The organism is Enhygromyxa salina, from assembly GCF_002994635.1.
GTDB lineage: Bacteria > Myxococcota_A > Polyangia > Nannocystales > Nannocystaceae > Plesiocystis > Plesiocystis salina_B.
The window spans coordinates 63,988-84,585 of sequence record NZ_PVNL01000013.1 but is presented as its reverse complement, the minus strand read 5'-3'; the positions used below and the strand labels follow the sequence as shown (position 1 = coordinate 84,585).

Below are 20,598 nucleotides of genomic sequence, written 5' to 3'. Positions count from 1 at the left end.
GGGGTTGTCCCGCCAGCGTCGATGTGTTCATCACAGTACGGCCGTGAACAGGGCCAGGCCCGACACCATCAAGATCCCACCCGCGACCATCCACAGCGCGGTGTAGCCAACGATGTCGCGGGCACGCACGCCGGTGACCGCGAGCAGGGGCAGCGCCCAAAACGGCTGCAACATGTTGGTCCATTGATCGCCGTAGGCCATGGCCATGAGCACGTGGCCCGCGTCGACCCCGGTCTCGAGCGCGGCTTGCATGATGATCGGGCCTTGCACCGCCCACTGCCCGCCGCCTGAAGGCACCAACAGATTGAGCAGCCCCGCGCTCAGGAAGGTCACGGGCGCCAGCAAGCTGGGACCGGCCGCGCTGACCAGCTTGGTGAGCTGCGCTGACAGTCCAGAGGCGGCCATGACCGCCATGATCCCCGCGTAGAGCGGGAACTGCAGGACGATCCCCGTGCAGCAGCGCAGCCCCTTGGCGCAGGCGGCCAGGAACAGGTGCGGCCGACCGTGCAGCAGCAGCGCCAGCACCCACAGCGCGAGGTTGACCGTGTCGAGATCGATGCTGGCCACGCCCTTGCGCGCGATCCCGGCGACCAGGGCCGCGAGCAGCGGAAACGCGAGGGCCCACACGACCACGGGGGATCGCTCGATCCGCTCGAGGGTGTCGGCGGGCGGCGCCCACGTTGGCTCGGCGTCGAGGGCCGCGCCCGCGAGCTCGTCACTCTGGGGCGCGGGCGCGGGGTCCTCACCATCCCGGGGGGTCAGGGCCGCGAACAACAGCGGGCCGAGCACCAACAGGCCCACGCTCACGAACAGGTTGAGCGGGCTGAACAGCGTGTGCTCGAGGGAGATCGTCCCGACCTCGGCGGCGAGATCTTTACCGAGCACCTCGACCATGTCTTTTTTTGTCGTGGCCTTGAGCGGCGCGGTCCCGCTGAGTCCGCCGTGCCAGACCATGAGGCCCGAGTAGGCGGCCGCGCACACGATCGGGTAGTGCAGCTGCCAGCCGCGCAGCTTGGCCTGGCGGCCGCCTTCACGGGCGAGGATCGCCCCGCCGATCAGGCTCAGCGACCAGCTGAGCAGGCCCAGCGCGATCGAGACCAACGCCGTGACCGCGACGAGCACGCGCGGGCTGCTCGCGAGCCGGGCCAGCTTGGCGATCCCGCGGCGCACGACGGGGGCCTCGGCCAGCGCCGAGCCGAGCACCAGCATCATGACCATCTGCATCGCGAAGCCGAGCAGCTTCCACAGGCCGGTGCCGCCCCACGCTTCGAGCCCGGCCGAGATCCGCAGCGCGAGGCGATCGGTGCCCGGGGCGCCCGGCCAGTCTCCGGCGACGATCGCCGCGACCAACACCAGCAGCGACAGCCCGACCGCGAGCACGAATGGATCCGGCGTCACCCGGCCGAAGCCGCGTCGAGACGCGAGACCGAGCCGAGCGAGGGGACCCATCGCCGTCAGCGTGCCGAGCGAATCGAGATTTGTCGAGGGTTGGGGCTGGAGCCGACCTACTCGTCCGGCTCATCGTCGTCGCGGATGATGATCACCTTGCCGCGGTTGGGATCGGGCTCGGCCGGCTTGGACCTGGACGTTGAAGCTGGCCCAGCTGGCCCAGATGGCTCAGACGGCCCAGACGGCTCAGTTCGCTCAGCCGGCTCAGCTGAGTCCGACGGACGCCAGACGCCCAGCGTGACCGGGACCAGCAGCTGCCCCCCGCCCTGCGGCATCGCCCAGGTGTACGCCTCGACTCGCAGGCAGTCCTCGATCGCGGTGTCGGTCTCACCGAGCGCGGTCACGTCGACCTGATCCACGCGCCCGCTCTCGGCGACGTTCATCGCGAGCACCCACCGGGCCGAGCCCAGCTCGTCGGCGCGGCGCAGCAGCGGTCGCAGGCACTCGCTGACGCTGGCGTGGTGGCTGTTGAGCACCGGTCGCAGCAGCCGGTCCTCCCACTCGCCCGCGAGGACCTCGGGCGGACCGAGCTGGACCGTGCCGCCGAGCTCGAGCTCGTCGCTGACGCCAAACCCCCCGCCGGTTGCGAGCGGCTCGAGGGCCTCGGGCTTGACGCAGGCGAGCGCGGGATCGTCGAGCGGCACCAGCTCACTGCTGAGCAACAGCGCAAAGCAGCGGCGGTTGTCCCAGCTCTGGCCCACGCCCACCGTCACCGCCCAGTCTTCGAGCACCTCGCCCGCAAGCTCGCCGTCGGCCCAGCGCAGCGGGGTGTTGGCGACGATCAAGTAGTCGACGTCGACCGGGACGATCGGCGCGGGCTCGGGCGGCGGTGATTGATCGTAGAAGACGAAAGTCTATGTCGTGATTCCCTGGCGTCGCATAGATGGGGATTTCATACCGACGAAAGTGGTCCCGTGCTTCGGCCCACGCATCGCCGTCGAGGCAGATCATGTCCGCCCGCTCGCAGCCTGGGGTGGGTGCGAGCTTGCTGAGCACGCGGAGCGCCATCAGCACGAAACCCAGCATCACCAAAGTCAGGCCACCCCGGCCTCGGCGCCGGCCGGGCGTGGGGGCTGTCGGTCAGTCATGGGATCGAGCACGAGGGTCTCACCAACCCCGCCATGCAAGCCGATCGGCCGTGGCCTGAGGCTGGACGCGAGGGATGTGGGCTCCCGGCTCGAGGACTGTTCATTCCTGGCCGGTCACAGCGAACGACGCAAAGCGGCGAACGACAACCTGCACGATGGTCGCCATTTTGCGACGCACACCCGGAGCTAGATGAGCATGCCCGTCCCACCCGTCGAGTACACGTTCACGATCGTTGATGGCCCCATGGTCACTTGGCAAGTTCGCAGTCTCCACTTTTACGAAGCCCTATCCGAGCCATATGTCCTCAACCTGACCATTGTCACGGACGACCTCGGAGCTGGCGCCGAAATTCTGCTTGGCTGCAGCTCTGAGCTCACCATAGACCGTCAGACCGTCTCGCGGACCATCCACGGTGTCGTGCGTGCCGTCGAGAGCTTGGGCATGGATGCCAATCGTCTGCACTTGCGGCTCGAGATTGTTCCTGCTCTGCGACTGCTCGATCAGCGCGTCGACACCCGCTCGTGGCAGGCCGCGACCGTGCCTGAGGTTGTCGAAGAGGTTCTCGCTGCGGCTCTAGTCGACTACGACCGAGCGGTGGAACTCGACGGTTTGACGCGCACCTACATGCCTCGCCAGACCATCGTGCAGTATCACGAGAGCGACCTCGACTTTGTCAGCCGTCTCCTCGAAGAGGAGGGTATCAGCTACCGCTTTGATCATGAGCGGGGGAGCGGCGAGGTCTTGATCCTCGAGGACAGCAACGCCGCAGTCGTCGAAGTGGTGACCATCGACGAAAACTCCGTTCTGTTCGTCGACAGCGACAACCCAGAGCTGGCTAGCGTCGAGACTGTGCAAGAGATCAAGTCGCTGCGCGAGTTGACACCGACGGCGGTCTACCAGCGCGTGTTCGATTGGATGACGCCGACGACCCCAATCGAGAGCGCCGCCCCTGCCAATGGCAAAGCCGACCAGGACGACTTCGGTCGGCGCCGCGAGATATACCACCACGGTCGGTTTGTCGAACCCGACCCCGGACCCCGGACTCTGCGTAAGCTCGGGTGGAGGACCCAGCTGGACAAGATGATCGGCGGCGTCAGCAACGTCACTGGCATCATTCCCGGCCGCCGCTTCTCAGTCTTCGACATCGAGCACGCCGAGCTCGCGGGCGAGCTGTTGATTCGCCGAGCGATACACACAGGAGATTGTCCCGAGGTCGTGTTGGAGAGTCCGGGCATTGCCCCGCGCTACCAAAACCACTTCGAATGCCTAGTCTATGTCCCCGAACAGCCAGTCCTGCCTCAGATACGCACCCCCCAGCCGCGGGTTCACGGGCCTCAGACTGCGATCGTTACCGGCCCGCCAGGGGAGGAGATTCACACCGACGAGTACGGCCGCGTAAAGGTTCGCTTCGATTGGGACCGCAAATTGAACCTCGACGATGACACCTCGATGTGGATCCGTGTCGCACACAACTGGGCTGGGCCGGGCTTCGGAACGTTCTTCGTCCCCCGGATCGGAATGGAGGTCGTCGTTGAGTTTCTCGAGGGGCGGCCGGATCAGCCGCTGATCGTTGGCTGTATCTACAACGGCGACAACGCCATCAGTGTGGGCGTGCCGGAGAACAAGACCCAGAGCACGATTCGCACCAGCAGCTCCCCAGGTGGGGGCGGCTACAACGAGCTTCGCTTCGAGGATGGGGCGGGCTGTGAGGAGATCTACCTTCACGCTCAGAAAAACCTCAATGAGGTTGTCGGCTACTGCCACTCGACAAGCGTGATGGCGAATCAAAGCAACACTGTGGGTGCCAACCAGACCCAGACGATTGGAGCGGCCCAAACCGAGACTGTTGGCGCCGCCCAGACCCTGAGCGTGGGCGCGGATCGATGCAAGACGGTGCGCGGCGACGAGACCAACATCTTGTTGGCCAAGCGCACGACCACGGTCGCTTGCGACGAGACCTTGACGGTCTCAGGCAAGTCGACCGTGACTTCTCAGGGCCTCTATAGTCTGACGGGACTGGCGAGCTTCGAGCAAACTGTGGTCGGGAAGAACAGCTTGAGAGTCACCGCGGGTGAGAGTGGCTCTGGACAGGGATCGATCTGTGTCGATGACAAGTTCGAACTCACGGCTTGCAACCGTGTGGCACTATTGCAGGGTGAGGACGCCCAGATGACCATCGAAGGTGGCGTGGTCACGCACACGACCAACAATACCTTCGATATTCACGCCGTCGGCAACCTGGGCTTGGAGTCCGGCGCGGTGCTCAGCGCTGGGGCTATGGAACAGGTGGTGCTGACTCAGGGGAGCGGGAAGCTCGACATGAGCTGCAACATGGTGAGGGTCGAGGCTGAGGGGATCACGCTCACGGTCGGCGACAGCACGATTACCATCAGCAAAGACACGGTCGAGATCAAGTCCTCGGGACCAGTGTCCGTGAAGGGGTCGGTCGTGAATCTCAACTGCTGACGCGGCCTGCTCAGGGCGAGAACTGATTCGCATCGCCACGGAGCTTTGTGATCCCAAGTTCGTGAACGGGAGGGTGCAGAGCCGGGGCAGGGCGCTCCGAGCACAGCACCTCGAGTCTGCCCGAGCTCGGCGCAAGCGAGCCCGCGAGTCCGGTCTGAGCATGAACCTCGACTCTCCCACCTGACCCAACCAACAGTCCGACTTGCGTCGAACCAAGACGGGAGGACTCACCCCCAAGCCACGGCGTGTTGAATCGTATCGAGCTGCTCGGTGCTGAGCGAGCGCTCGAGAGCCAATTCTCCGACCCAGACCAGACGCACGCTCTCGTGGTCGGGTTCGATGATGACGGTCCGAATTCTCGGTATGAGTTGTTGTGGTGCCTCGTTGTGCAGCGCGAACCACATCTGCGGAGGTCGAACCGTGAGCGAGAATCTCCAGATGGCCTGGGTCGGATGAGCGTTGCGAATTTCAACGGCATCGCCCGGTTCGATTCGCTCGACGCGCATACCCGGCGCTGAGCTCTGGGCGGCCCGGAGGTCATAACGTGTATGCGCCGGGGCGTCGAGAGCGAGAGCCTGCTCCGAGAGCAACCCTAGCTTCACCTCCGCGAGTTCCCTGATCGGGAAGGTGTCTTCGTCGAACGGTAGTGGAGAGAGCCCCAGCAAGCTCATTCGTGGGAAGTACGAATAGGGGAGCCAGGCGGTGGAGGCGGGTAGTGGGCCGCCGGGCCAGGCGAGGGAATTTCCGGCGATCAGGCGCTCGGGCGTCAGTATGTGGCCGGGTTGTTCGAGGTTGGGCAGTTGGCAGCGTGCGATCGCGGCGTCGCTGATCTCGACGAGGTACCCACGTCCGACTGGATTGCGCGGATAGGCGTAGAATCCGAACTGCGGACGCTCATCAACGCCGGTCTCGCGTCGTAGCGCCTCACTTGGGTCACCGTAGGCCTCGAGCGCAGAGGCGTCGTATCCGCCGTACGCGGATTCCCAGCCTAGCGAGATTCGTTCGAACGGCTGGGGCGGCGAAAAGCGCGGGTTGCCGTGGCGATCGCGCTCGAGCCGGCGATCGCCCGAGACCGCCAGGGTGCGCGCGAGTGCTCCGACGCGAATGCTCATCGTGCATCGGTGCCGGTTCTCGTGGGGGTACACGTGACCGAGGACCACAACGTCGACCATGGGCTTCTTCCACAGTAGGTCGGTGTCATGCTCGAGCTGCAGGCCGTCCGCAGCGAAGGTTGGCGCGTCGACCAGAGGTTGTTGCATCGCCGCGTCGTCTAGGCCCGACTCGGTGACGCAGTAGCTGCGCTTGGCGACTACCGCGATCCGCCAGCGTGCGCTCATGTCCAGTACGACAAATACTCGGGATAACTGTGGTTTTGTCATTAGTCTGCGCCAGATCCAGGTATATCGGTCATGCTGCGTCCGAGGTTCATGACCCAATCCGTCGGGTTGACTCGGGAGTACAGGGAAGTATCACTCGAGAGCCCCATGGGGCTGCCGATGCCCCAAATGTTGTTCGAGGTGGAGACCAGTCCCTTTAGATACTCGAAGCCAAGGGGCGAAATAATCGTATTTCGACCTGCCGTGGCAGAGAACATTCCTTTGACCGTGTTCCCAAAGACGGTGACGCTGGAAGAGACGGATAACGCGGAGGTTTTTGCTGCTCCGTTGGTCATTGCGCGACCCCAACCAGTCTTGAACGCACCGCGAAAACCCTGGCCATGGATGGCGCTGAGTGTTCCGCTCTTCAGCGCGCGAGCGCTCCCCTGAAACAGGTTGCCTACGGCTCGACTCAGCCCTCTCGGAGAGAGACCAGCGAGGAAGCCGGGTCGGAACGAGCTCGACAAACTTCGACCGAATCCCACTTTGAACACACTCCACTTGGCACTTCCATGTATCGCCGACATGAACCACCCCCTGGCGCCCCGGACAGCGCCAAAGGTCACTGCGGTGATGGCGCCAATGAGCCACTGGATTGCCATGTCGATTGCCATGGCCCCTAGCCCACGAAACAAATCCCCGAGCGTGAATCCCGCTCGGACCTTGCAGAATGCAGCGACGGTAACCCCGGTTGGCAGTGGGGGAAGAGGGAAATCTTGACAGTTGAGGTTGAAGTTCAGCCAGTAGGCCACAGCGATGGCCATAGGACCCTGAGGGGTAATTACCGTCCCAGAGGCAAATTTTGCCTTGCTACTCGAGCCGATCGTGATGATCGGGTATAGTAGGTTTGGAAATAAGTGCACCGGATGTGGCCCCGCGTCGTGGTCGATGGCGATGGCGTAGCCACCGTCGACGACGACCGGCGTCGAGACGCCGCTCTCCGGTGATGAAGCCTTGCTCGTGGTGACAGCCCAGAGAAAATTTGTCTTCTGACTCCATCCCACGACCCAAATTACCGCATGGGGAGCGAGTACTGGCTTGAGCGGAGGGAAGCTCAAGTGCCAGTCGACACCGAAGACCAGCTGTGAAGTATTGAGGCATTTCATCGCTGCGCCAGACATTTGATACTCCTTGGTTCATATCTCGAGCAAGGCCGCGATTCGAACTTGCTCGGGATGTACGGTGTAGTTGAAATTCGCGCGCTGGGTGATCACCAGGCGCTCTTCCTCGAGCCACAGATAGACTCCATCTACCCTGGTGGGGACGTCGAAGCGGTCGCTGCCAATCGACACGCGCACCTTGCCCCGCGTCACGGGTAGGTCAAAGGCGATGCGGTCATCGCGGACGCCCTTTAGCTCGAGCTGTTCGCCGCCAGCAATCGCAGCCATGACGAGTTCGGGGTGAGCGTTGTTGAACAGTGAGGGAGAGATCTCAGAGACTGCCTGGAGCTGCGGGTCGATGCTCAGGCCGGCGCGAGCGCTCAGACCCCAATACATCGGGTAGGGTCCCCACCCTGCTGGGGACGGACGCTCGTCCCAGGCGCTGATGGGTGGAGCTCTCTGCGCTTCAATGTTCGGCAAGGACCCTTCGAGCGCGGCCTCCTGCTCGAGAAAATAGCCGCGCCCGATCGGGTTGTCCGGGAAGCTGACGTCCATGCCTTCGGCCCGGGTCACGCCCCCGTAGGCGCGGGAGTAGGAGAGCTCCATCTCGAGGAAGGGCTTGGGAGCCGAAGGAACTAGGCCCCCAAGCCCTCGCCGCCACAGTCGATCGCCGGTGACGCGGAGCGCGTGCGTGAATGAGCCACAACGGATTGTCACAATCGTGCTCGTCGTGGGATCGGAGCGCCGGATTCGGCCAAGTACGCACAGATCTACACCCAGCTTGGACAAGAAGACGTCACCATGAAACACGCCGTATGGGGTATGGAGGGGATCTGCGATGATCGGCAGTGGCTCGTCGCACAGCGCCCACTCCCCGCGTAGCCCGGACTGGAGGTCGTAGCTGCGCTTCCAGACAACGACGGCGTGGCGGTGATCGGTGCCGAAGTCGGCCACATGGAGCGATGCAGGGGCTTGGGTAAGATTCTCGAACAACATGATCGTCGCATGGTGGATTGATCTGACTAGGCAATGGCGCACGCCGTGTGTCCCATGGACATAGAAGCAGTTTGTTGAGATCCGAGTCCCAGGGGGCACACATGCTCCCGCGCAGAGGCAGCACCGAGGAGCGAAGCGACCAGACGCGCCAGCGCTCGCGGTCGGCGAAGCGCCAAGGTCCCCGTGCGGCTCACAAGCTCTCGCAATGCAGATTGAGCGACGCGAGAAGGGCAAGGTCGCCGCTGCAGGCCGAGACCGGCACCGGCTCGGGTTGGTTGGGGTCTCTTGCCCACGATGGCATGGTGGGCTGTCGCTCACAGTTCAGGAGCACCTGTTCACCCAGAATCTGTACATCGTCGTTGGCCTGGATGAGTGCTGCACCAACTCGGGCCTGGACATCGACGCTGTGCGCGTCGACCCTCGCGCGTCCGCCAGCGCTCAGCAGGATGTCGCTCCGGGCGTTGATCCTGAGGTTGTCGCAGCGCATGGCCAGCTCAGTCGCGCTCTCGAGTTCGACCGCGTTGGCGCGCAGACGCACGGTAGGCCCCGTGGGTGTCACCAAGATCTCGAGCTCGAGACCGATACTGTTCGAAGGATCGACAACGCGTAGCAGGGCACGGTCGCCCCGCGCGAGGAGCTGAAGCTCGTGACCTTCGTCGAGCTTGACCAGCTTCTCCATCGCAGGTTCGGTGGAAGATTGTGCTTGTTCGACGCTCGGCATGAAGTGCTCCGTCGAGGTGACTCCGGCCTCGAACATATGGTCGCTCGGCGAGCGGATCTGTTCGCAGCGTTGGTCCAAAGCGCGAACACGCACAAGCTCGCTGGCTCGGTCCGCAAGCCGTTTCCGGGGGTGCAGACGGTCTGTCGGCCGCGATCGAGCACTTCCAGCCAAGCGCTCACCCGTCGAGGTCGACGATCTCGAGCTCGATCTCGCCGCTTTGCTTGAACTTCTTGTCGTAGCTCCACACCGAGGCCGTGGCCCGCCACGGGATCGCCTGCTCGCTCGCGATATCGGGATCGGTGACCAGGAAGGTCACCTCCATGGGCTCGCAGTTGTCGGGGTCCAAGTCGAGCTCGGGGTACTCGGCGAGGTCGCGAGTCAGCCCGCCCGCGTGAACGCCGAGCTCGCCGGCGATGTTGCTGTCCAGGTCAAAATGGAGGGTGAGGCTGAGGCTCGGGTCATCGAACTCGCCGCCGGTCACACACACGCTGATCTCGTAGCTGCGCGCGAGGAGGTCGGGGCCGAGGACGACGGGGTCGGCCGCGAGCTCGTCGTCGAGGGAGAAGAACACAGGGTAGCCACAGCCAGCGTTGGCGACGAAGACCAATGAGGTAGCGAGGAGGGCGAGTCGGGCGCGCATGCCCGGAGTTTAGGACCGCGCCGGCTGGCGCACACGGTCGGCCGGTGGAGGAAGCCCCCCTCGCGCGAGTGATCCAAACGTCGAGTTCGGAGACGCGCCCCCGCTGCCGAGCTGTGGGACGCCAGCGATCTGCGTGCAAGCCGGTCCCGCTCGCGCCTGCGCCCAGAGCGACCGCGCCAGTACGTCGTCGAGCTGGCCGGCGAGCGCATGCAGACCGAGCAGACCGAGCAGCTCGTGTACCGTCTGGGTCTCAGGCTTGGCCATCGTCGTGTTCCTTTATCCGAGCCGGCCTGTTGGCCGGTCTGCACCTCGGGCTCACGGGGTCGACCACTTCGGGGGCGAATCGCGCCGAACGGGCTCGGTAGGAGACCTGACCCGTCCGCGATCACCTCGTCAGCCGAGCAGCACGCCGAGCGCGGGGTGCCGCGAGGTTCACGCATTCCGCGACCCCTCATCGGATGTCCTTCCATGGTGCCTGTCAACGAGATCTGAACGTCAAAGGCGATCTCCAAGCTGCTCTTGCAGACAGGAAAGGGCTCGAACCAAAGCACAGCCAGACGCCTCTGTTCGAGGTGCCGCGGTGCCGCAAAATCAGGAGTCACCATCCTTCCATACGTGCTCGGACTCGCGGCCCGGTCACAAGGTGCCATGCGAAAAAGTGGGTCGGCCAACCTTTACGGGGGAGTACTCCCGCGAGGCGCGTTGTCAGCATCGTTGTTCCAGCCGCCGCCGCGCACGTCACCTTCGGTATGGTCGCCCATGACCACCCCCGAAGGTGATCAATCGAGGCGGCTCACGACGGCCCCTCGCGTGGAGTTCCGCGCACCAGCGAAAACGCCACGTGGGTCGTCCCGTGCTCGAGGTGCGCGTGGACCGAACCGAGGCAGTCGGCGAGTGCGCCTCTGCCACAATCGATGATTCCAGCGCCGGACCACTCGACGACGATTCGCGGGCCGGATCCGTCGCAGGGCCGGGACCTCGCAGGTGGGGTCGTCGAACAGGTTGTAGAGGTCGGTCGGGCCGCTATTGTCGAGCACGCCTTGGAAGTGCGAATGATTGGTGAGGGGTTCCACAGGTTGATGTATTCATGTTTATAATAGTCACACACCGATCGACGCGTCGCCGCTATGCCACAATATAGTAATATCAATAGCTTAGGGTGACTTGCCCGGTCACGCATCGAACGGTGTGTGACCACAAAAGTACGAAGGCGAGGATTGGCTGGCCGAGACGCGGTCGCTCGATTCTCGTTTTCAATTCTGATCTGACGAAACCAACGGAAGTGCGATCAGCATTTGTTCGTGATGAGATCGAACCCCCTGCCCGAGGTCCCGTACCTTCATATTCGAGCAGGCTGGGCAAGTGAACGGTGCGCGCACCCGGCAATGTGCTCGATCCCACCTATGATCCGTCAGGTTGATCCCCAAATCAGCCGGGCTGATCGTGTTCGAGTCGATCACCTTGGGTCGACACCGTCAGCGACGAGCTGGGCGTGGTCGAGCAGCGCATGTCCTTCGACGTGTGGGGCAAGCGGCGCGACGCCGAAGACTGGAGCTTGCCCGACGAGTTTGCGCAGCTCGGCGCCGTGAACCTCGGCTACACCGGGCACGAAGCGCAAGAAGACGGCGGACTGCTCAAAGACCTGACCCGTCCGCGATCACCTCGCCAGCCGAGAGGATTCAAACCAAGGCAAAGCCAGACGCCTCTGTTCGAGGTGCCGCGGTGCCGCAACATCAGGAGTCACCATCCTTCCGTACGTGCTCGGACTCGCGGCCCGGTCACAAGGTGCCATGCGAGAAAGTGGGTCGGCCAACCCCCGCAAGACGAGAGCCCAGGACATCCACGGCGTGACCCAAACTGACTTCGCTGATCGGCGGCGGTCTTGATTGAACCTCAGTTGGTGATGTTGCACCTCATTCGTTTGGGGGTCGTACTCGGTTCCGTCGCGCCAAATGTGAAACGCGATGCTCAGCATGTGGCGCGCCAGGGCAGTCAATGCGATCTTCTTGCGGCTACGGCTGCCGCGGATCCGCTCGAGGTAAGCACGAAGTTCGTTGGCATTCCTCGTTGTCGGGCGTGAGGCGATATGAGCGGCCTGGATCATGATCGCACGCAGCTCGCTCGAGCCCTCTTTAGTGATGTGCCCGATCTTGGCCGGGCCACCGCTTTGATGCACCGTCGGGACCAGACCGGCGTAGAGGGGACGACGACCGACGACGGACGACGGACGCGATAGTCTGGGCTTTCGACCTCGCAGTCGGCGCTTCGCTCGGGGGTAATCGGCCGATGGCAATGGTGGCGACGTCCTGTCGCGCGCGCGTGAGCAGGGGCATCGATGACGATCACGGCTGAACCCGAGCAACAGCGGACCGTCGCGGTTGCGAGTCTGACAACGAGCCCACCGCCGCTGGACCGCTGCCCGGGCGGCGATGGCCTGGGGCCTTCGGTCGGCCTTCCCAGAGCTCGACCTCGCGGGCTTCGGCTCGGACCAATAGCGGCGCGGGGTGTGATACACGGACCCGAGCAGCTTGGTGACCAAGAGCTGCTCGTGGGCGATCTCGCGAGACGCCAACATCTGCAGGAGCGCTGCATGGTCAAAGCTAGCCCAAAAAGAAGCGCGATTGCCCCTCATCGGAGGCAGACCAAGCGATCTAAAGCAGGCGGGCGGTCCGCGAGCCCTTCCGGAGACCAGAAAAACCCGTCGAAGACGAGTCGGAACCGCCCGCGATGTCGACTTGGGCCTGAATTCGGGCGCGAGCACATAGCGATGCGTCCCGAGGCCATGAACTCGGCGGTCCCGACACACGTTGTCGTGGCGCTCAGGTCTGCAGCCGGCCGAGCGCGATCATCAGTTGCGGCGCGAAGCGGTGCGTCCCGAGTATTCGGATGCGAAGGTGACGACCAGCGTGGATGACTTGGACCGGGATATCGACGAAGGCCCGACGAAAGCGCTTCCACTCCCAGCGGGGCACTTCCTCGTCGAGCGCCATCTGAGCAACCCACTTACCGAGGTTCCACGCCAGCCGAGCGATCTCGAGCCACGCTTCGTTGCCGCGCTTTTCTGCCACGGGCATGCGCCAGGCCGCGATGCCCGTGCCGAGTCCAGCGATGACGTTCTCCTGTTCGCAGCGCTTATAGGTCTCGTCGATGATGTCCTCGGGCGACCAGTCCGCGGGGAGGTTGGTGATCACGTAGCGGAAGCGATATCGGTGCCACAGCTCGCGTTGGCCAAACTTTCCTTTTTCGATGTCGAGGGTCTGGCGGCGGACTACGAGCCGTGTGCCGTTTGACCCCTCGGTCTCGGCGACTTCTTGCTTGACGAGGTCGAGCTGCTTGTAGCCTCGCTCGCACGCCCTCGTCTTGCGACGGTTGGACTTCTTGCGTCGTCGCTTGCGATCGGGCTTGGTCTGTCGGCTTGCCCGAGTTCGAAATGGCCGCCAGTCCTTGCACGCAGCGGCGAGTTTCGGCCGGTTTGGATATTCGCGCCCCACGAACGCGAAGTAGCAGCCGTGGCGCTCACACGCCTCGCGCACCCCCACGCACGAGGAGCTCAGCGACGTTGCGAGGTGGACCCACGAGCGGCTCGGCGTCGTGCTCGAGCGTCACGGTCGCTCGCTCGAGAGTTCGTCGGTGACGACGGGGCGGCGGATCTGCTCGGGCAAGAGCAGCCGGTCCTCGCGTCATGACCTGCCCGCGATGCCGCGGTGCGATGCGCTTGGTGAAGATCGCCAACAAGCCCGATGACATCGCGCGCGTGCTCGCCGACCTTGGCCTCGGTGCCCGTCCGCCTCCACGACCGAGGCGGGCACCGGCTGGCCAGCTCGAGCTCGACTTCGTCAACACCAGCAGCGACAGCCCGACCGCGAGCACGAATAGATCCGAGACCGAGTCGAGCGAGGGGACCCATCGCCGTCAGCGTGCCGAGCGAATCGAGATTTGTCGAGGGTTGGGGGCTGGAGCCGACCTACTCGTCCGGCTCATCGTCGTCGCGGATGATGATCACCTTGCCGCGGTTGGGATCGGGCTCGGCCGGCTTGGACCTGGACGTTGAAGCTGGCCCAGCTGGCCCAGCTGGCCTAGATGGCTCAGACGGCTCAGACGGCCCAGCGGGCTCAGCTGGATCCGACGGACGCCAGACGCCCAGCGTGACCGGGAGCAGCAGCTGCCCCCCGCCCTGCGGCATCGCCCAGGTGTACGCCTCGACTCGCAGGCAGTCCTCGATCGCGGTGTCGGTCTCACCGAGCGCGGTCACGTCGACCTGATCCACGCGCCCGCTCTCGGCGACGTTCATCGCGAGCACCCACCGGGCCGAGCCCAGCTCGTCGGCGCGGCGCAGCAGCGGTCGCAGGCACTCGCTGACGCTGGCGTGGTGGCTGTTGAGCACCGGTCGCAGCAGCCGGTCCTCCCACTCGCCCGCGAGGACCTCGGGCGGACCGAGCTGAACCGTGCCGCCGAGCTCGAGCTCGTCGCTGACGCCAAACCCCCCGCCGGTTGCGAGCGGCTCGAGGGCCTCGGGCTTGACGCAGGCGAGCGCGGGATCGTCGAGCGGCACCAGCTCACTGCTGAGCAACAGCGCAAAGCAGCGGCGGTTGTCCCAGCTCTGGCCCACGCCCACCGTCACCGCCCAGTCTTCGAGCACCTCGCCTGCGAGCTCGCCGTCGGCCCAGCGCAGCGGGGTGTTGGCGACGATCAAGTAGTCGGCGTCGAGCGGGACGATCGGCGCGGGCTCGGGCGGCGGTGATTGATCGTAGAAGACATCGAGGGCGAGCGCGCGCAAGTTGGCGAGCTCGGCCGGCTCGGTGACGGTCCGCCGATGCTCGCCGCAGTCGTTGCGGAACGTGAGCTCGAGCTGTGCGCCGCCGTCGTCGTCGATCCACAGGGTCGAGCCCTCGGCGTCGCGCAGCAGCGGCTCTCCAGCGCTGCCGAGCTTGGGGGTGTCGGTGGGATCCCACGCGACGCCGACCGCGTCGTCGGGGATCGGCGCGAGCACGCGGATGCCGTCGGCGTCGATCCACCGCCAGCGGGTCTCGGGGGGCGCGGCCGGCAAGCCGTGGGTCGCCGAGGCCGGCCCCACGCGGGCACCCGCGCCGACGTGGGCCCGCTCGACGTCACCAGCAGGGGAGAAGGGCGCGAGCTCGAGGCCGCGGGTGGTGACCTCGGCGAGGTGCACCGCGGGCACATAAAGGAGCGTGCGCAGGTGCGAGAGATCGCCAAACCGAGGGCCGCAGCCGCGCGCGGGCGGATCGGTCTCGCCGTCGAGGTCGTTGGTGATCGCAATGAACTCGGCCGGCGCCTCGAGTGATCCGCCGAGCGAGGCGTCGCCGGTTCGGACGATGCCCACGACCCGAAACGCGCGCGCCCGCGCCGGTCCGGCCGAGCCCAGGCCGCTCAGCGGCGGGTCGGGCAGGCGCAGGGTCCAGCTCGGGCTGGTGTAGGTCGGCCGCGCGTACAGCCGCGCGCCCGCTGGCAGCGCCACGCGACCACGCAGGTGCTCGGGCGCGGGCTCGATCGTCACCTTCAGCGTGGCGTCGGCGAACTCCGAGGGGACCTGCGCGGCGCCGTCCGTGGTCACGGCTTTGCAGCCGAGGGTGAGCGCCAAGCTGGCGATCGAGACGATCCTGCGCGGGGCGACCACGCTGTGGTTTAGCAAGTCTTCGCGGCTGGGTACCCGCGACCGAGCCATTTTCTGGATAGACCCAGATAGACGTCAGGTTCGTGGCGCTACGCGTGATCGCGTGGCGTGCCTACCCGCGCGAGCCAAGGTCGTCGGGGTCGCCGCCGTCGGGCTCGGTCCAGGTCTCGCCCGGCTGCTCATAGCGGTGCTCCGCGACCAGCTGCGTACCCACGAACGCCACGCCCTCGGCCGGCGCATCGAGCTCGCCGCGCAAGAACGGATCGAGCGCCGCGTGGCTGACCGCGTAGTAGCCACCGAGATCCTTGCACTGGTGCACGCGGCCGCTGTGCTTGCACGCCTCGCACCAGCCGAACATCTGCCGGGTTTGACCCTCGTCGTCGGCGGCCTCGAAGTAGGTGAACCCGCGGGCGTCGCAGGTTGGACAGTCGATCTCGCCGACGCGCTCGCGCGACGCGAGCCGGGCGGCCCGCGCGGCCGCCTCGGCCTGCTCGGCGACGTGCTCGGCGACCGGAAACCCGCAGTCGGGGCACGCCTTGGCCCGATCCGAGACCTTCCGCTCGCACTCGGGACAGCTGATCAGCATCGCCGCGAGTGTACCCGAGAGTCATCCCAACCGACCACCGGGCGGCTCAGTCGGGGCGGAACAGCACGATCGTGGCGTCGTGGGCTCCGAGGTAGTGCTGGCAAAAGATCACCCGGCTGGTCCGCGCGAGCGCCCACGAGACCCACCGCTCGGTGTCACGGCGGGGCAGCCTGGTCGCGGGCCGGTCCCAGTCGCCGCCGCCCGCCAAGAAGTTGAACCCCAGCGCGGCCGCGGGTCGGCCGTCGAGGGCCGCCCACGCGCGCTCGAGTACGGCCAGCGCCGCGGCTTCGTCGAGGGTGTTGAGCGAGCCGCTGAGCACGATCATGTCGATGTCGCGGGCACGGATCAGCGCGGCGACCCGCTCGGGCTCGGCCACGAAGTCGGCGAGCACGAACTCGGCCGCTGCCTGGGGGTGGGCGGCCAGCCGCCCACGCGCGATCCCGACGAACTCCGGGATGGCCTCGATCCCCAGATAGTCCGCGTACGCGACGTCGTGATCACATAGCCACGCGAGCAGGTCGCCGTGTCCGCAGCCGAGATCCGCGATCCGCCGGCCGGCGAGCGGCATGGTCGCGCACAGCACCTCGAAGCGCCGCCGCTGGTGCTCGCGCGAGCCAAACAACAAGGCCGGAAACCCGGGACCATGGCTGTCGACGGCCCGCTGGTAGGGCCCGAGGTAGGCTCGCTCGTCGTCGCCGATCAAAACGAGCTCACGATCACCACCACGCCGTTGGCCCACGGGCCGACGAAGCTCAGCGGCACGCCCTGCGGCTGCACGGGGCCGTGGAGGATCCAGCCGAGCTCGGCGTTGACGGCCAGCCGCACGTACTGACCCAGGCTCACGCTCAGCGCCGCCGTGGACAGCGGGCCCGCGAAGGCATGAAAACCGGCGGAGTCACCGAAGGTCGCGCTGCGCATGCGGACCCCGCCCACGCGCAGGCCGGCGCCGCCGTAGATCGCCACCGTGCCCGCGCCCCGGGGGCCGCGGCCGGGAAATTCACCCCACGCCAGCAACGAGGGCGCGACGCTGACGGTGAAGGTGTTGACGCGGCCCGAGCTGCCGTTGGACTCGACGGGGACCCGCCAGTACGACAGCTCGCCGTCGGCCTTCCACGCGAAGTGGCGCCGCGGCCGATGCACGACCTCGGCCTGCTCGCCGAGCATCAGCCCCGGGCTGCGCTCGTCGAAGAATGTGCGCATGACGAACCCGTCGCCGAGCTGCCAGGGGGACGGCGGTCGCTGGGCCACGCGCGCGGCCTTGCGTGAGGCGCCGTCGCGGTCACGCTCGCTGGCGAGGTTGATCCACGCCGAGCGCAGCAGCGCGGCCGCGGCCCAGCCCAGCCGCTCGGCCCGTCGCGCGGGCTCCGGGAGGTCGACGATCCGCGTGGTGGTGATCTGCGAGAGCGGATCGATCACCGTGATCTCGGCGCGACCATCGGCGCTGCAGTCGAGCAGCAGCTGGGTGTCACCGGCCTGCGCGGCCTCGTCGCCCCGGTAGTCGGGCCCGGCCCCGAGCTGATGCTCGAGGGTCTGATCCAGCAGCTGCTCGTCGAGCTCGAGGCAGGGATCGGCGTGGACGATCAGGACCGGGTGCGCCTGCTCGAGCGCCGTGGCGAACAACAGGGGGGCCAGCCACGCGGGGACGAGCATGGAGCATCCTAACCCAGCACCGCTCGCCCGCCGAAGGGATCGCGGGCCCGGACTCGCCAGCCAAGCAGCAGCGGCACGATCGTGTAGGGCACGTTGATCAACACCACCATCGCGAGGTTGGCCCGCTCACGCTCGGCCGCGAACTCGTAGCCAAAATAGACCAGCGTCGAGTAGACGATCGCCGACACGTAGAGCAGCGCGGGGATCCGGATCCACGCGTGCCCGCGGACGAACGCCCAGATCAACACCAGATAGAACGGCCCGAACACGAACCCGTCGATCCCGCACATGATCCGCAGCCACAGCGGGGTGTCCAGGAACAGCGGATCCCACTGGGCATAGAACCGCCACGCGCGGCCGAAGGGATCGGTCGCGGCGCGCAGGTCCACGTCGAACACGATGTACATCTCCATCACCAGCGAGGTGAACGCGAACACCGAGAACCAGGCGACCAGCACGAGGTCGAGGCGACGCTGGGACAGCGGCAGTACAGCGCGGGCTTGCACGGGGCGGCAGTCTATATCTACCGTCGGCGCGTGACCGAAGTTAATCCGGGCTCTCCGACCATCGCGCTGCGTCTACAGATCGCTCGTGAGCTGGGCTGGCGCGCGCGCTGCCTGGACCCGGAGACCGGCTGGCTGTGGCTGCTCGAGCGCGGCGAGGAGTCGCGGGTGCTGCACGGCGCCCACACTCGGATCAACGATCACGCGGCGGCGGCCCTGGCCCTCGACAAGTCCCACACCGCGATGGTGCTGCACCACTTTGGCCTGCGGGTGCCCGAGAGCGCGCGCTGCCTGGCGCCCGGCGTGATCCTGGACGCGCTGGGCGGCGATCCCTTCCCGGGCCAGCGCGGGCTGACGCAGGCGCTGGCGCTGGCCGAGCGCGCGGGCTATCCGTTGGTCGTCAAGCCCAACCGTGGCTCGCGTGGTCGTGGCGTCCGCCTCGTCGTCGATGAGGCCAGCCTCGCGGCGGCGGTCGCCGAGGCCTGGACGATCGATCGGATCGCGCTGGTCCAGCTGCCGGTCTCGGGCTTCGATCTGCGGATTGACGTGCTCGACGGTGAGCTGTTGCTGGCCTACGTCCGGCGCCCGCTCGAGCTCGTTGGCGACGGGCGCTCGAACATGATCGAGCTGCACGAGCGCACCGACACGCGCGCGCTCGAGCCCACCTTCGCCGCCAAGCTGCGGGCCAGCGCGCCGTGGATCGAGACCCTGCGCGACGCCGGGCTCAGCTCGGACTCGGTGCTCGAGGACGGCCGCCGGATCGAGTTTCAAACCACGATCTTCAACCTGCATCGCTGCTGCGTGGGCGAGCTGGTCCGCGAGCTGCCCGAGCACTGGCTGAAGCTGACCACCCAGATCGCCAGCCACATGGGGCTTCGCCACGCGGGGGTGGATCTGCGCCTCCCGCTGGTGCCCGGCGGGGATCCGCTCGCGCAGCCGGTCGAGCACGCCACCGTGCTCGAGGTCAACGCCTCGCCTGCGGTCGGGCAGATCGCCAAGCTCGGCGGCGCGGACGAGGCCCTGGCCGCCGAGCGCCGGGTCGTCACGCTCGCGCTCGGCTGAGCTGCTCGAGCGCCGCGGCCAGCCGCTCGTAGTCCTCGACCTCGTTGTAGATGTGGCAGCTGATCCGCGTGTAGCGGACCCCGGCCAGCTCCATCACCGGGATCTCGATCGCAAACCGCTCGAGCAGCGCGGCCTGCAGCGCCTCGGCGGGGCGGGGATCGAGTTCAGGCTGCAGCGGATCGGGCAGGCGCAGCGTGGCCATGCTCCCGAGCATCGAGCCATCGAGGGGCGACAGCGGCGTGACGCCCAGGCGCTCGCACAGCATCGCGTGCATGCTGACCGCGAGCGCATGGTTGTGGCGTCGCACGACGTCCCAACCCCCAAACCGATCCATGAACGCGATCGCCTCGCCGGCCAGCAGCCACGGCGTCGGATCGATCGTGCCTTGCCAGTCGAGCTCGAGCGTGAGCCCCTGATCCAGGTGATGCGAGATGATCGGCGCGTGGATCTGCGAGGCCAGATCCGGCCGAACACACAGCAGCGCGCAGCCCCGCAGGGCGCAGGTCCACTTGTGCAGGTTGCCGGTCCAGGCCGCGGCCTCGGGCGCCTCGGCGGCCGGGCGCTCGAGCATGCCCGGCGCGTGGGCCCCATCGATCACCACCTCGACGCCGCGCGCGGCCGCGGCCCGCACGATCTCCGCGACCGGCAGCCGCAGCGCCGACGGCGACGTGATCTGATCGAGCACGATGATCTTCGTCGCGGGGGTCACCGCGGCCAGCGTGATCTCCACGACCTGCTCGGGCCCGCTGACCGGGACCGGCAGCGCAACCTGGCGAACCGAGACGCCGCGGCGCCGGGCGGTCAGCTCCAGCGTCTTCCAGATCGCGTTGTATCCGTGGTCGAGGTGGAGCAGCTCGTCGCCTGGTGACATGGGCATCGAGGCCAGCACCGCGTTGATGCCCGCCGTCGCGTTGGTGACAAAGCCGGTCGACTGCGGCGGCGCGCCGACAAAGGTCGCGCAGTGATCCGCGATCCGACGGATCTCCGGCATCGCGCCCCGCCACACACCCTCGATCGGATTGCGCTCGATCTCCCGCCGCAGCGCCGCGGATCGCTCGAGCAGCGCGAGCGGTATTGCGCCAAACGACCCGTGGTTGAGGAAGGTCAACCGCTCGTCGAGCCCCCAATGCACCCGCGCAGCGCGGCCAATTGGACTGGTGAGATCTGCCACGAGCGCGATCATAGCCGGCGGCGAGCCGCTTGCGGCCACTCCGCGCCGCTCGGTCCCTGGCCCCGAGGCGCTCGGAACCGAGTCTAATCCCCGATCTGGGGCCAGTGCGGGAGGACGGGCAATTGATTTGCCTTCCCTCCATCAACGTGCGATTTGT

Annotated in this window: 16 protein-coding genes and 1 pseudogene; 2 read left to right on the top strand and 15 right to left on the bottom strand. The window is 66.5% G+C overall.

The genetic code is table 11. From position 1 onward, the window contains the following. Positions 1–30 precede the first annotated feature (30 nt). A complete protein-coding gene (locus tag ENSA7_RS02535) occupies positions 31–1,449 on the bottom strand; it encodes a TIGR00366 family protein (protein ID WP_106087588.1) in 1,419 nt (472 codons plus the stop codon). 56 nt (positions 1,450–1,505) lie between these two features. Further along, positions 1,506–2,234, bottom strand: a complete 729-nt coding sequence (locus ENSA7_RS02530; protein ID WP_106087587.1) for a hypothetical protein — start codon at positions 2,232–2,234, stop codon at positions 1,506–1,508. Between the two features lie 493 nt (positions 2,235–2,727). Here ENSA7_RS02530 and ENSA7_RS02525 point away from each other — a divergent pair, with 493 nt between their 5' ends. Next, positions 2,728–5,004: a type VI secretion system Vgr family protein gene (locus tag ENSA7_RS02525; RefSeq protein ID WP_106087586.1), complete on the top strand. Its 2,277-nt coding sequence runs from the start codon at positions 2,728–2,730 to the stop codon at positions 5,002–5,004. A gap of 227 nt (positions 5,005–5,231) precedes the next feature. Here ENSA7_RS02525 and ENSA7_RS02520 read toward each other — a convergent pair whose 3' ends face one another. From ENSA7_RS02520 to ENSA7_RS02465, 12 genes and pseudogenes are all read right to left on the bottom strand, one after another. After that, positions 5,232–6,341, bottom strand: coding sequence for a DUF2169 domain-containing protein (locus ENSA7_RS02520; RefSeq protein ID WP_181232997.1), 1,110 nt, complete (start codon positions 6,339–6,341; stop codon positions 5,232–5,234). Between the two features lie 41 nt (positions 6,342–6,382). Then, entirely contained in the window at positions 6,383–7,501 is a 1,119-nt protein-coding gene (locus ENSA7_RS41985) for a hypothetical protein (protein ID WP_146157248.1), read from the bottom strand. A gap of 15 nt (positions 7,502–7,516) precedes the next feature. After that, complete coding sequence (locus ENSA7_RS02515) at positions 7,517–8,476, bottom strand: DUF2169 domain-containing protein (RefSeq protein ID WP_106087584.1); 960 nt, start codon at positions 8,474–8,476, stop codon at positions 7,517–7,519. 190 nt (positions 8,477–8,666) lie between these two features. Next, positions 8,667–9,275, bottom strand: a complete 609-nt coding sequence (locus tag ENSA7_RS02510) for a hypothetical protein (protein ID WP_106087583.1) — start codon at positions 9,273–9,275, stop codon at positions 8,667–8,669. 97 nt (positions 9,276–9,372) lie between these two features. Then, positions 9,373–9,837 carry a hypothetical protein gene (locus ENSA7_RS02505; protein ID WP_146157247.1) on the bottom strand — a complete coding sequence of 155 codons (465 nt, stop codon included), beginning with the start codon at positions 9,835–9,837 and terminating at the stop codon, positions 9,373–9,375. Positions 9,838–11,494: 1,657 nt separating this feature from the next. After that, the gene (locus ENSA7_RS46045; protein WP_372237552.1) at positions 11,495–12,412 is read right to left on the bottom strand and encodes a transposase; all 918 of its coding nucleotides are present in this window, start codon (positions 12,410–12,412) and stop codon (positions 11,495–11,497) included. Positions 12,413–12,656: 244 nt separating this feature from the next. Beyond that, positions 12,657–13,370: pseudogene (locus ENSA7_RS02490) on the bottom strand (transposase); the annotation flags it as partial. 431 nt (positions 13,371–13,801) lie between these two features. Then, complete coding sequence (locus ENSA7_RS02485; RefSeq protein WP_146157246.1) at positions 13,802–15,472, bottom strand: hypothetical protein; 1,671 nt, start codon at positions 15,470–15,472, stop codon at positions 13,802–13,804. Positions 15,473–15,581: 109 nt separating this feature from the next. Continuing rightward, the gene (locus ENSA7_RS02480; protein ID WP_106087577.1) at positions 15,582–16,055 is read right to left on the bottom strand and encodes a hypothetical protein; all 474 of its coding nucleotides are present in this window, start codon (positions 16,053–16,055) and stop codon (positions 15,582–15,584) included. Between the two features lie 46 nt (positions 16,056–16,101). Further along, the gene (locus ENSA7_RS02475) at positions 16,102–16,794 is read right to left on the bottom strand and encodes a class I SAM-dependent methyltransferase (RefSeq protein ID WP_146157245.1); all 693 of its coding nucleotides are present in this window, start codon (positions 16,792–16,794) and stop codon (positions 16,102–16,104) included. Beyond that, positions 16,755–17,705 (bottom strand): hypothetical protein, encoded by a 951-nt coding sequence (locus ENSA7_RS02470; protein ID WP_106087575.1) that lies wholly within the window; start codon positions 17,703–17,705, stop codon positions 16,755–16,757. The genes ENSA7_RS02475 and ENSA7_RS02470 overlap by 40 nt, the downstream gene beginning before the upstream one ends. A gap of 8 nt (positions 17,706–17,713) precedes the next feature. After that, a complete protein-coding gene (locus ENSA7_RS02465) occupies positions 17,714–18,211 on the bottom strand; it encodes an EXPERA domain-containing protein (protein WP_181232991.1) in 498 nt (165 codons plus the stop codon). Between the two features lie 30 nt (positions 18,212–18,241). Here ENSA7_RS02465 and ENSA7_RS02460 point away from each other — a divergent pair, with 30 nt between their 5' ends. Next, positions 18,242–19,270, top strand: a complete 1,029-nt coding sequence (locus tag ENSA7_RS02460) for an ATP-grasp domain-containing protein (protein WP_146157244.1) — start codon at positions 18,242–18,244, stop codon at positions 19,268–19,270. Here the strand turns inward: ENSA7_RS02460 and ENSA7_RS02455 are convergent. Then, positions 19,251–20,441, bottom strand: a complete 1,191-nt coding sequence (locus ENSA7_RS02455) for an aminotransferase class V-fold PLP-dependent enzyme (RefSeq protein WP_181232989.1) — start codon at positions 20,439–20,441, stop codon at positions 19,251–19,253. The two genes, ENSA7_RS02460 and ENSA7_RS02455, sit on opposite strands and share 20 nt — an antisense overlap. Positions 20,442–20,598 lie beyond the last annotated feature (157 nt).